Here is a 12237-nt window from a genome sequence, read left to right on the forward strand (position 1 = left end):
GTGCTTGGTTTAGTTTATGCTGCGACCGTCATGTCCCAGCATGTTCTGAACCAGCTCCACGCAGCGCAGAAAGCGACTGTCGTAGTCTGATTCGGTGACATAGACATAGTCGACGTTATTTTGCGCCAGCATCTCTTTCAGGAGGTTTTGGAATTCCGAGCGGTCCGCTGTGCTGCCCAGGCTTCTCAGACCGTCCGCCACCCATGGCGTGTTGTTTTCCAGCAAAATCACCAGATCGAAGCGGTACTCCTCAATCAGCGCCTGCACGAACGGGTGCTCGCGCCCTTCATATTTTTTACAAAAGGCCTGCGTGGTGATGAAATCGGTATCGATAAACGCCACTTTATTGGCATATTTCACTGAAAAATCAATGTACTTAGCCTGTCCAAGCGCGATTTTGTCGTAATCGGAATATTGCAATGCCATTTCGTCGCCGCCCAGATGTGAAAACACGTAGTCACGACCGTATTCCCAGGCGCTGGTGGTGTTGAAGATATTGGACAACTTATTGACCAGCGTCGATTTTCCGCTGGACTCGCCCCCCAGAATCGCGACGGTGCGCACGAAGAAGGGTTTCACTTCCGTAGGAATATATTCCCAGTAACGGAACGGGTTCTGGCGGATCTGCGAGCCGCTGATATTCATAAACGAGCGCTTTGGGTCGACCAACACGGCGTCAATCCCCAGATGTGGTGCGTACTGTGGCGCATCCTGCTCTTCGCTGGTGTAGACGAAGTTGGGTTCGATGCCTTTTTCCGCCATGAAATTTTTAATGCCCTGGCTCCAAACGTCCCAGCCGTGCGGGTAGGGTTCCATGCCTTCTTCGTTAAAGGCGTGAATATGAATATTTTTCTGATACTTAAAGGTTTGCAGTAGCCAGCGCAAGCGGTCGCTGACGGTCGGCTGCTGCGACATGGAGCTGTGCTCGAAGAGGGTGCGGTCCCTTTCCTCGTCAAATCCCATGATGACATGCAGTTCATCCACCTGGCTGCAGGCGCGCTGGATGAGATAGATGTGGCCGGTATGCAGTGGGTAAAATTTACCGAACACGACCCCAATGCTTTTCTGGTGGTAGGGGAACTCCAGCCCCAGGAATCGATGCAGCGCTTCCAGCTTCTGCGCGCTGGGGCTTTTGATTTTGGCGTTCAGCAGTTGGCTAAGGTAGCCTTTCGTCATCCCGGTGGCGTCGGCAACCTGCTGTAAGGTACAGCCCTGTTGCCTGATAGCCGATTTGAGGTAATCGAATGGTGACATGATCCGGCGCTCCTTGTTTAGCTTACTAAACAAAATACCACAGTGGCCGGGTCAGAATCCAAAGCTATCTGCCGTTACAGATCGTCCAGAATGGCCAGCGCGTCCGCCAGCTTCTTGACGCCGAACACCTGCATGTTGGCCGGCGGCTTCTTGGGCATGTTGGCAAAGGGTACGATCGCGCGCTTAAAGCCATGCTTGGCCGCTTCGGTGATCCGCTCCTGTCCGCTTGGCACCGGTCGGATCTCGCCGGCCAATCCGACTTCGCCGAAGACCACCAGATCCTGCGGCAGCGGGCGATCGCGCAGGCTGGAGACCAACGATAGCAGCAGCGCCAGATCGGCGCTGGTTTCCGTCNCTTTCACACCGCCTACGACGTTGACGAACACGTCTTGATCCGACATTTGCAGGCCGCCGTGGCGATGCAGAACCGCCAGCAGGATCGCCAGACGATTTTGCTCCAGTCCGACCGCGACCCGGCGGGGATTCGCCATCATCGAATGATCGACCAGCGCCTGAATCTCCACCAGCAGCGGCCGGGTGCCTTCCCATACCACCATCACCGAGCTGCCGGAGGTGATCTCATCGCCCCGGCTCAGGAAAATGGCGGACGGGTTGCTGATTTCACGCAGTCCCTGTTCCGTCATGGCGAAAACGCCCAGTTCATTGACGGCGCCGAAACGGTTTTTATGGCTGCGCAGCGTGCGGAAACGGGAGTCCGCGTCGCCGTCCAGCAGTACGGAACAGTCGATGCAGTGCTCCAGCACCTTGGGACCCGCCAGCGAACCGTCTTTGGTGACGTGGCCGACCATCACGATCGCCACTCCGCGGGTTTTCGCGAAACGGGTCAGGTAGGCAGCGGTTTCACGCACCTGAGACACGCTGCCCGGCGAGGACTGGATATCGGACAGATGCATCACCTGAATGGAGTCGATGACCATCAGCTTCGGCTGTTCCTGCTCGGCGATCAGGCAGATTTGCTCGATGCTGGTTTCCGACAGCATGTTGAGATTCTGTGCGGGAAGGCCGAGCCGGTGCGCGCGCATCGCGACCTGCTGCAACGACTCTTCGCCTGTGACGTACAGAGTTTTCATCTGTTCGGACAGTTTGCACAGCGTTTGCAACAGCAGGGTACTTTTACCCGCGCCGGGGTTGCCGCCGATCAAAATGGCGCTGCCGGGCACGACGCCGCCGCCCAGCACCCGGTCGAACTCCTGAAAGCCGGTAGAGAAGCGCGGCAGCGCTTCAAGACTGATTTCGGAGAGTTTCTGTACCCGGCTGACCCCGGCGCTGTCGCCCGCATAACTGGCGAAGCGGTCGCTGCGCGCTGACGACGAAGCGGCCGCCAGACGAACCTCCGTGATGGTATTCCAGGCCTGACAGGCGCTGCATTGTCCCTGCCAGCGCGGATAATCAGCGCCGCNCTCGTTGCAGACGAAGGCGCGTTTAGCGGCTTTTGCCACGGTTTACCTCACTTCTTTATTTAACGTTGTTCATGTCGCAGGCTGCCGCTGAGAATACACAGCACGCCGGTCAAGTCCGCATAGCGGATGCTGGTTGACGTTTGGGCATAGACCTTGGGCTTCGCGTGATAGGCAATCCCAAGCCCCGCGGCTTTTATCATCAGAAGATCGTTGGCGCCGTCGCCGATGGCGATCGTCTGTTCCAAAGGTATCTCCAGTTTGTCGGCCAACTGCCGCAGGGTATCCGCCTTATATTGGGCGTCGACGATCGGGCCTTCCACTTCGCCCGTCAGTTTGCCGTCGCGCATGCCCAAGGAATTGGCGACGGCGGCGACCAGATCCAGTTTCGAGCGCAGATGATCGGCGAAAAAGGTAAAACCACCGGAGGCGATCGCCAGATGCCAACCGGCTTCCTGCAGCTGTTTCACCATCTGTTCCAGACCGGGCATCAGCGGGAGAGCGTCGCGTACCTGCAACAGGATATTCGCGTCCGCGCCTTTCAGCGTGCCCACGCGCTCGCGCAGGCTGGAAGAGAAATCCAGATCGCCTTGCATGGCGCGCTCGGTGATCGCCGCCACCTGATCGCCCACGCCCGCCAGACGCGCAATTTCATCAATACACTCGATCTGGATCGCGGTGGAGTCCATATCCATGACCAGCAAACCGGGCGATCTCAGCGTCGGATGATTGCCCATCGCTGCCACGTCCAGCCCCAGCGTGTGCGCCGACTCGGCGATATGCGGCGTCAGAATCCCCGCCAGTCGAACGACCTGATAGTCGCCCACACTCCAGGCGCTGACGATGACCATGGGTTCGTCCAGCAGACGCTGCATGCGAGACAACGCGTTTTTGTCGAGGGTGTCGCCGTAGAGCAACCAGCCGGTATTGCCCGCCCGATAGTCCAGAGGCATGACTTCGTCACCGCTGAGCGACAGCGGTAAATTGGGCCAGCAATTGATCTCGACGGGCAGATCGCGATAGGTCAAACGGTTCGACATGGGGTAAATCCTTTCCTGCGGGTGTTGTGTTGACGACGTAGAACGGTCATAAAGAGGACAATGATAAAACAACGGAACAAGCTATCCTATCGTCAACGCTTCTGGCAACATTAAACTCTCCAAATCGCGCAGGTGTTCCCATGGTTCGGGCTCGGTTGAAATTTCGCTTACATCGTACGGCTATTGTGCTGATCTGTCTGGCGCTTCTGGTGATCCTTATGCAGGGATCGTCGTACTTCAGCCTCAGTCATCAGATGGCTCGTTCTGAACAGGTTGAGGAGCTGACGCGGACGTTGACCCGTCAGGTCGCGTTCAGCCTGACCCCGTTGCTGGAAGATAATGACGACAACAGCCAGCGAATCCACGACGTGTTGTTAAATCTGACCGATCGTAGCCGGATTCTGGATGCCGGCATCTATGCGCTGGACGGCACGCTGATATCGCGGGCCGGCGAGCAGATCCCTTTGCGTGACCGGCTGGCGCTCGATGGCAATCGGGCCGGGAGTTACTTCAACCATCAACTGGTGGAGCAGATTAACGGCAAGGATGGGCCGATTGGCTTTCTCCGCGTGACGCTGGACACCCATGTTCTGGCGACCGAAGCCAAGCAGGTGGACAACACGACCAACATTCTTCGGCTGATGATTTTGCTGGCGCTGGCCATCGGCATCATTCTCGCGCGTACGTTGTTGCAGCACCGCCGCTCCCGATGGCAGCAGTCTCCCTATCTGCTGACCGCCAACACGCCGGTCGAAGATGACGAGCCAGACAGCGACGACGAAAACAGCGAGNCTCCGCGAAAGCCCGACTCACGCCGCTGAACGCTCAGTGTTGCCTGGATCAAAAACGGGTTCCGCGGCGGACACGGCGCTGACGTGAGGATCGTTTGCCGATGTGGGGCGATAAACGGTGAAGAAAAGGCGCCTCTTTCAGTCACCGATTGTTTATGACCGGTAAATCAGAGAAAATGCCCGGCTTAACGATTGATTTCCGCTCTGCCTGACGTGACATCGCTGCGATCTGATGCCGACGCCGGGTGCTAACCTGAAGAAGCCTGAACAACATGTCTCCAAGTGAATTTGCCCGCGAAGTCTCGAAACGACGGACTTTTGCCATTATTTCCCACCCTGACGCCGGTAAAACCACCATCACGGAAAAGGTTTTGCTGTTCGGACAGGCGATCCAGACTGCCGGTACGGTAAAAGGCCGCGGCTCTAACCAGCACGCCAAATCCGACTGGATGGAAATGGAAAAACAGCGTGGTATCTCCATCACGACGTCCGTGATGCAGTTCCCATATAGGGATAGCCTGGTCAACTTGCTGGATACCCCGGGGCATGAGGACTTCTCAGAAGATACCTACCGTACGCTGACCGCCGTCGACTGTTGTCTGATGGTCATTGATGCCGCGAAAGGGGTGGAAGATCGCACTCGTAAACTGATGGACGTCACCCGCCTGCGCGATACCCCGATTCTCACCTTTATGAATAAGCTCGACCGCGACATCCGCGATCCGATGGAACTGCTGGACGAAGTGGAAAGTGAGCTGAACATTGCCTGTTCGCCCATCACCTGGCCTATCGGTTGCGGCAAGCTGTTCAAAGGGGTCTATCACCTCTATAAAGATGAAATCTACCTGTATCAGCGCGGAATGGGGCACACCATTCAGGAACTGCGCGTGATTAAAGGACTGAATAACCCTGAGCTGGATAGTGTAGTCGGCGAAGAGCTGGTGGCTCAGCTGCGCGAAGAACTGGAATTAGTGCAGGGTGCTTCCAACGAATTCGACGAAGACGCTTTCCTGAGCGGCGATCTGACGCCGGTCTTCTTCGGCACCGCGTTGGGTAACTTCGGCGTGGATCACATGCTGGATGGATTGGTCGACTGGGCGCCGACGCCGATGCCGCGTAACACCAACGTGCGCGAAGTGGTCGCGTCGGAAGAGAAATTCTCCGGTTTCGTCTTCAAGATCCAGGCCAATATGGACCCGAAACACCGTGACCGCGTGGCTTTCATGCGCGTCGTGTCGGGTAAATATGAAAAAGGGATGAAGCTGCGTCAGGTGCGGACCGGTAAAGATGTGNCGATTGCGGATGCGCTGACTTTCATGGCGGGCGACCGTTCTCATGTAGAAGAGGCTTATCCCGGCGACATTATCGGTTTGCATAACCACGGCACCATTCAGATTGGCGATACGTTTACGCAGGGTGAAGACATGAAGTTCACCGGTATTCCGAACTTCGCCCCTGAACTGTTCCGCCGCATTCGCCTGCGCGATCCGCTGAGGCAGAAACAGCTGCTGAAAGGGTTGGTGCAATTGTCCGAAGAGGGCGCGGTGCAGGTATTCCGTCCGTTGATCAATAACGATCTGATCGTGGGCGCGGTGGGGGTGCTGCAGTTTGATGTGGTCGTTGCCCGCCTGAAGACGGAGTACAACGTGGAAGCGGTTTATGAGTCGGTCAACGTTTCGACGGCCCGCTGGGTCGAATGCGAGGACGTCAAAAAACTGGAAGAATTCAAGCGCAAGAACGAGCAGCATCTGGCGCTGGATGGCGGCGACAACCTCACCTATGTGGCCCCGACGATGGTGAACCTGAACCTGACGCAGGAACGCTACCCGGATGTGCAGTTCCATAAAACGCGGGAACATTAATCCTCTGCTTAATATTTGCGCAGATGAAGCAAGCCAGGCAAATGCCTGGTTTCTTTTTTTTTATCGATATATTTCATTTGATTAACGACATCCCCCTCACCATCAGGCGGCGTTTGACCGCACAGACAAATCTGAATCTCTCGAATCTGCGGCCTTTTTCCTCCGCTTACCTGGGTTTTTATCCACAGTGGACTATAGTTAACTAGGTGTACGACATTTCTAGTTTGTTTCACTGTTAATTTAACGAGAAGTAGTGGGTTGTATTGGAGTGAAAGNAATTCACGGCATGACAATCTATTTAGTTGCCGATGGCGGCTACGACGCGCTGGCCTCGTGATTGACTCTTTATGAGCACATTCCGTGCAGTGAAATAGTGGCAACAAAAAGGAAGATCTAGATGAAGAAGACCAAGATTGCACAATCAGTAATGGCCGTTGTTCTGGGTACTATGTTGCTGGGCGGTCAGGCGATGGCACAAGAAACGTTCAGCCAGAAGGTGAAGAACGTGGCCGACACCACCGGACAGAAAGNCGATAGCTCCATGACTTCTGCAGGAAACTATCTGGATGACAGCACAATTACCGCCAAGGTGAAAAGCGCGCTGCTGGAAGACAAAACCATCGACAGCGGCGATATCTCCGTCGCAACGTCCAAGGGCATCGTGACCCTGAGCGGTTTTGTCGCCAGCCAGGATCTCTCTGCACACGCGGTCAGCATCGCGAGTAAGACCGAGGGTGTGAAGTCCGTGAGCGATAAGCTACAGGTTAAAGATGAGAAAGGTTCCCAGACCGTCGGCGCTTATGCCGGAGACACGGTAACCACCAGCAAAGTTAAAGCGAAACTCCTGGCAGACAGCGTCGTTCCGTCTCGCCACATCAAAGTTGAAACGCATGACGGTATCGTGCAGCTAACCGGTCAGGTGTCGACGGCGGCACAATCCGCTCAGGCGGAAAGTTTGGCCAAGGCTGTTGAAGGGGTCAAAAGCGTCAAGAACGATCTGACGGTGAAATCCTAATTCAGCTTCGACTCCGGGTTATGCCGTTCAACGGGTAACCCGCGATCACACCAGCGCGGCGGTCATTTCTCCACCGCGCCTGTCAGGACGACTCACCGACGGTATCATTGCTCAGGGCGGTTTTGGCGCCATCCGACAAATGAGCGCGGTTTCGGGCTTGTGACGCTGTCCCGTCGGACAGCCGCGGTGCGTCTTATAACGCAGGCTGCAACAACATCACTTTAATCATCCGATATTGAAGGAGAGCGTATGTTTCGTTGGGGTATTATATTTTTGATTGTTGCGCTGATCGCTGCGGCGCTGGGCTTTGGCGGACTGGCGGGCGTAGCGGCGAGTGCCGCTAAAATTGTCTTTGTGATCGGCATCATTCTGTTCCTGATCAGTCTCTTTATGGGACGTAAGCGACCCTAGGGATCGCGGCTAGAGTTCGCCGCAAAGGATGTGAGTTTCGGTCTGTTCTCCATCACGTCTGTTAACGCCGGCCCGGCATCCCTCAGGATGCGCGGGCCGGTTCTACGTCAGGCGGCCTGGGCTTTTTGTCATGCTCGATACTTCGATAGGGTGGCGTCCCTTTTGTCGGCCTTCGTCGGTGAATCGAGAGGGGAATGAATGGGCGCCGCTGCTGGTTAGCCATGCTGTAGAGGCATGACGCTTAAGCTCGGTAACTGCTATCCTCACATCCTCTTATTCAGCAAAGGGGTCGCACATTACTCATGCCGGATTGCGAACAAACCGCCAGCCGGACCGAGCGGCGCTCCAACGCGCCGGGTCCGCTGATAGATACCCACTGTCATTTTGACGTTCCACTGTTTCTGGACGATGAAGCGGACAGCGTGCGGCGCGCTCAGGACGCGGGCATTACCGACATCATCATCCCCGCGGTGAACTCCCCTCATTTCGATCTCATCTTGCAACTCGCCCGTCGATGGCCTGGTCTGCATGCGGCGCTGGGATTGCACCCGTTGTACATTGCCCATCATGGCGAAGAGGATTTGGCGTTGCTGGATGCACGGTTGCTGTCTCATCGCAACGACGTGGTCGCGGTGGGTGAGATAGGATTGGATCTCTACATGGACGATCCGCAGTTCGATCGTCAGTGCTATTTTCTCGGCGAACAGCTGGCGCTGGCGCGCCGTCACGATCTGCCGGTGATACTGCACTCTCGGCGTACACATGACCGTCTGGCGGCGATACTTCGGCGATGCTCGGTGCCGCGCACGGGCGTTGTACACGGTTTTTCAGGCAGTTATGAGCAGGCGATGGCGTTCATCCGGCTGGGTTTTTCTATCGGCGTTGGAGGGACGATCACTTACCCGCGCGCCAGTAAAACGCGCAAAGCCATCGCGCAATTGCCGCTGGAGTGTCTTTTGTTGGAGACGGACGCGCCGGATATGCCGGTATATGGGCATCAGGGTACGCCCAATCGGCCTGAGCGCATTCGCAACGTCTTATCAACATTATGTGAACTGCGGGACGAAAGCCCGACGCAAATTGTTGCGGCCTTATTGGCTAATACGCGGCGTGTGTTCGATCTTGCTGCTGAAGACTCGGTTCCTGCGGAAGNGAGTAAATCCTAATCATATGTTATCAATGCTGGAAAATTTAACATCTGGTTCGACAATGCCGGAATAGTTCCTTTTTTCTTTCCGCCTAACTCGTCCATTTCTCCCTTCTGTATCACTTTATCTTCCGTCTTCCGATAGTTTTTTTGTTTTATGACAATAGGTAACGTGATGAATAGTGAGTAGAAAGATGAGGAATAATGCACTTTTGTCCCAAAATATACAATATTTAAGAATATTTGACGTTTTTATTCATTTAATGTTGTATGCATCGTTGGTTGCTGCCGATATGTCTTTTGTCGCTCGGCTTCTCAGTTTGTTAAGTTTTTTAAAGAGAAGGGATGCGCCCTGGCGGTAGCTCTTAGTTTCTAATTCATTACTTTCTCTACTAAAGGGATTTTTCATGGAAATGTTGATGAGTCTGGTGGGAATGGCTGTACTGATCCTGGTCGGAATCATGCTGTCTCATAACCGTAGCGCAATAAACGTTCGTACGGTCATCGGCGCTTTTTTGATCCAAGTCTGTATTGGTGTATTGGCCCTATATGTGCCCTTAGGGCGTCAGGTCCTTGCCAGTATCACTTCCGGTGTAGGTAACGTCATCGCCTACGGCAATGACGGGATTGCTTTTATGTTCGGCGGTCTGGCCTCGGACAAAATGTTCGACCTCTTCGGCGGCGGCGGCTTTGTCTTTGCGCTGCGGGTATTGCCGATGATTGTTTTCTTTTCCTCGCTGATCGCAGTGCTGTACTACCTCGGCATCATGCAATGGGTGGTACGCCTGCTGGGCGGCAGTTTACAGCTGCTGTTGCGGACCTCCCGCACCGAATCTCTCTCCGCCACCGCGAATATCTTCGTCGGCATGACGGAGGCGCCGCTGGTGGTGCGCCCTTACATCGCAGGCATGACGCAGTCTGAACTGTTCGCCGTCATGTGCGGCGGGCTGGCTTCCATCTCCGTCTCCGTTCTGGCGGGCTATGCGCAGATGGGCGTGCCGCTGGAGTATCTGATTGCTGCTTCCTTTATGGCCGCGCCTGGGAGTCTGCTCTTTGCCAAACTGATTATGCCGGAAACGGAACAGACGCATGACCGTGATACCGTTCGAAATTTCGACGGCGAAGAACAAAGACCAGGCAACGTTATTGATGCGGCGGCAAGCGGAGCGGCATCGGGTTTGCAACTGGCGTTAAATGTTGGCGCAATGTTACTGGCTTTTATCGCTCTGATTGCTTTACTTAACGGTATCCTCAGCGGCGTTGGAGGCTGGTTCGATTATCCTCAGCTGTCCCTGGAGCTGGTTCTGGGCTGGATTTTTGCACCTGTGGCATTCCTGATCGGCGTGCCGTGGAGTGAAGCGACCGTGGCCGGTTCGTTCATTGGACAGAAACTGGTTGTTAATGAATTTGTGGCCTATTTGAATTTGAGCTCCTACCTCAAGCCTGACGATGTTGTGGCTGCCTCCGGTTTACAGGTGCTGTCTACACACACGAAAGCGATTGTCTCGTTTGCTCTATGCGGCTTCGCCAATTTGTCCTCTATCGCCATTCTCATTGGCGGTCTGGGCAGCATGGCCCCGAACAGACGTCAGGACATTGCCCGCTTCGGAATGAAAGCCATTGCGGCAGGAACGTTATCGAATCTGATGAGCGCCAGTATCGCCGGTTTCTTTCTGGCTTTGTGAGTCGTGTTTTACAGGGAGGTAGCGCTGCTGCATCTCTGTACTGTGAACTAGTGGCATGTGCACTAGGTTCCGCTTGAAGAGTTAACGAATATGCTTTCTGTTTTTATAGAAGATATAGAGTGGGTTACGTTCCACCAGGCTGACAGCGAAGCTATTTACCCTGGGGTAGGGGCTCGCTGTCATTTTTCTCTGCGGACTTATCGTGATGATTTGTTCTTTCGAGCAGGGATTCCTTTCACAGCAGAAATTGCCCGCTCAGTGCCTAAGCGTCGGGCTGAGTATCTGGCTGGACGTTATCTCGCCCGCAGGGTGCTTGAGCGCCTGGGGGTTGAACGATACACGCTGAAAAACGGCGAGGATCGTTCGCCGCAGTGGCCGGACTTTATCGTCGGATCACTGAGCCACAACGCAGACTCCGCGCTCTGCGCGGCGCACATGCGTCAGGATACGGCCTCCTACGTCGGATTGGATGTAGAAACGGTCATGAGCGAAGAGCGGGCGAATAGCCTATGGCCGGGCATCATCAACGATGAAGAGTTCGACTGGATGCATGAGGTTTTCCCCGGTCGCTTTTCCACGTTGTTGACGCTGACGTTTTCCGCCAAGGAAAGTTTGTATAAAGCACTGTATCCGCAGGTAAAACACTATTTTGATTTTCTGGATGTCAAGATATTGGAGCTGGATCGCGCGAGTCACTCTTTCACGTTGGAACTGCTGTGCGACCTGTCGCCGGACTTCCTGCGAGGACGCCGCTTCAGCGGGACATATCAACTGCGTGATAACGACGTGACAACATTCATCTACCACCAGTGATGAATCGGGGGGCGGAGAACTCATCATGCAGATGACGGGAAACACGTTGCTCATTACCGGCGGCGGCTCGGGAATCGGTCGCGGACTGGCGGAAGCCTTTCATCGCGCGGGGAACCAGATCGTCATTGCTGGACGCGACGTTGCCCGTCTGCGCGAAATGGCCTCTGCCCATCCGGGCATGGCTTATCTCGCGCTCGATCTTTGTTCTCCGGACGGCGTAGCGGCTTTCGTCCAGCAGCTGACGGCGCGTTTTCCAACGTTGAATGGCGTGATCAACAACGCAGGAATTCAGCGGCAGGAAGACGTGACTGAATGTGACTGGCAGACGGTGCAGGAGACGGTTGCCACCAATCTGTTGGGGCCGATTTATCTGACCACCGCGTTGTTGCCGCATTTGCTTCAGCAACCCCGTGCGGCGATCCTCAACGTGACATCCGAACTGGCGTTTCTGCCTCAGGCGGCCACGCCGACCTACTGCGCCAGCAAAGCCGCGCTGCACTCTTATACGCAATCGCTGCGTTTTCAGCTGCGCAATAGCGCGGTGCAAGTCATCGAGATCATCCCGCCCTGGGTGCAGACGGATTTGCAGGGCGAGCAGGGTCACGATCCGCGGGCGATGCCGCTCAACGCGTTTATCCGTGAAACGATGGCATTGCTGCGGGATCGGCCGGAGGCGGAGGAGATCGTGGTCGCCCGCGCTCAACGCCTGCGCGATGCGCCCCGACGCGACGATTACCACGCGCTGTTTCGTGCGTTCAACGCGCCGGAGCCGGAGTCGCCCGACGACGCGGGTTGACGTGC

Annotated in this window: 11 protein-coding genes; 8 read left to right on the plus strand and 3 right to left on the minus strand. The window is 55.5% G+C overall.

Going from position 1 to position 12237, the window contains the following annotated elements:
* Positions 1 to 9 precede the first annotated feature (9 nt).
* The 3 genes from nadR to serB all read right to left on the minus strand — a co-directional run bounded on the left by nadR (position 10) and on the right by serB (position 3712).
* On the minus strand, positions 10 to 1254 hold the full coding sequence (nadR, locus tag RZ35_RS03105) for a multifunctional transcriptional regulator/nicotinamide-nucleotide adenylyltransferase/ribosylnicotinamide kinase NadR (RefSeq protein WP_026741988.1): 1245 nt from the start codon (positions 1252 to 1254) through the stop codon (positions 10 to 12).
* 74 nt (positions 1255 to 1328) lie between these two features.
* On the minus strand, positions 1329 to 2714 hold the full coding sequence (gene radA, locus RZ35_RS03110) for a DNA repair protein RadA (RefSeq protein WP_026741989.1): 1386 nt from the start codon (positions 2712 to 2714) through the stop codon (positions 1329 to 1331).
* Positions 2715 to 2734: 20 nt separating this feature from the next.
* A complete protein-coding gene (gene serB, locus RZ35_RS03115; protein ID WP_026741990.1) occupies positions 2735 to 3712 on the minus strand; it encodes a phosphoserine phosphatase in 978 nt (325 codons plus the stop codon).
* A gap of 140 nt (positions 3713 to 3852) precedes the next feature.
* Between serB and RZ35_RS03120 the strand changes: the two genes are divergently transcribed.
* The 8 genes from RZ35_RS03120 (at position 3853) to RZ35_RS03150 (ending at position 12232) form a co-directional block, all read left to right on the plus strand.
* Entirely contained in the window at positions 3853 to 4533 is a 681-nt protein-coding gene (locus RZ35_RS03120) for a YtjB family periplasmic protein (protein ID WP_026741991.1), read from the plus strand.
* Between the two features lie 242 nt (positions 4534 to 4775).
* Positions 4776 to 6365 carry a peptide chain release factor 3 gene (prfC, locus tag RZ35_RS03125; RefSeq protein WP_026741992.1) on the plus strand — a complete coding sequence of 530 codons (1590 nt, stop codon included), beginning with the start codon at positions 4776 to 4778 and terminating at the stop codon, positions 6363 to 6365.
* Positions 6366 to 6762: 397 nt separating this feature from the next.
* Entirely contained in the window at positions 6763 to 7380 is a 618-nt protein-coding gene (osmY, locus tag RZ35_RS03130) for a molecular chaperone OsmY (RefSeq protein ID WP_026741994.1), read from the plus strand.
* Between the two features lie 249 nt (positions 7381 to 7629).
* Positions 7630 to 7791: a DUF1328 domain-containing protein gene (locus RZ35_RS17100; protein WP_071999747.1), complete on the plus strand. Its 162-nt coding sequence runs from the start codon at positions 7630 to 7632 to the stop codon at positions 7789 to 7791.
* 302 nt (positions 7792 to 8093) lie between these two features.
* On the plus strand, positions 8094 to 8957 hold the full coding sequence (locus RZ35_RS03135) for a TatD family hydrolase (RefSeq protein WP_081825685.1): 864 nt from the start codon (positions 8094 to 8096) through the stop codon (positions 8955 to 8957).
* A 388-nt stretch (positions 8958 to 9345) separates the two neighbouring features.
* On the plus strand, positions 9346 to 10623 hold the full coding sequence (locus RZ35_RS03140) for a NupC/NupG family nucleoside CNT transporter (RefSeq protein WP_036152562.1): 1278 nt from the start codon (positions 9346 to 9348) through the stop codon (positions 10621 to 10623).
* Between the two features lie 90 nt (positions 10624 to 10713).
* The gene (locus RZ35_RS03145) at positions 10714 to 11436 is read left to right on the plus strand and encodes a 4'-phosphopantetheinyl transferase family protein (RefSeq protein WP_026741996.1); all 723 of its coding nucleotides are present in this window, start codon (positions 10714 to 10716) and stop codon (positions 11434 to 11436) included.
* A 25-nt stretch (positions 11437 to 11461) separates the two neighbouring features.
* A complete protein-coding gene (locus RZ35_RS03150; protein WP_026741997.1) occupies positions 11462 to 12232 on the plus strand; it encodes an SDR family oxidoreductase in 771 nt (256 codons plus the stop codon).
* Positions 12233 to 12237 lie beyond the last annotated feature (5 nt).

It is taken from the genome of Lonsdalea quercina subsp. quercina, assembly GCF_000688655.1.
Taxonomy (GTDB): Bacteria; Pseudomonadota; Gammaproteobacteria; order Enterobacterales; family Enterobacteriaceae; genus Lonsdalea; species Lonsdalea quercina.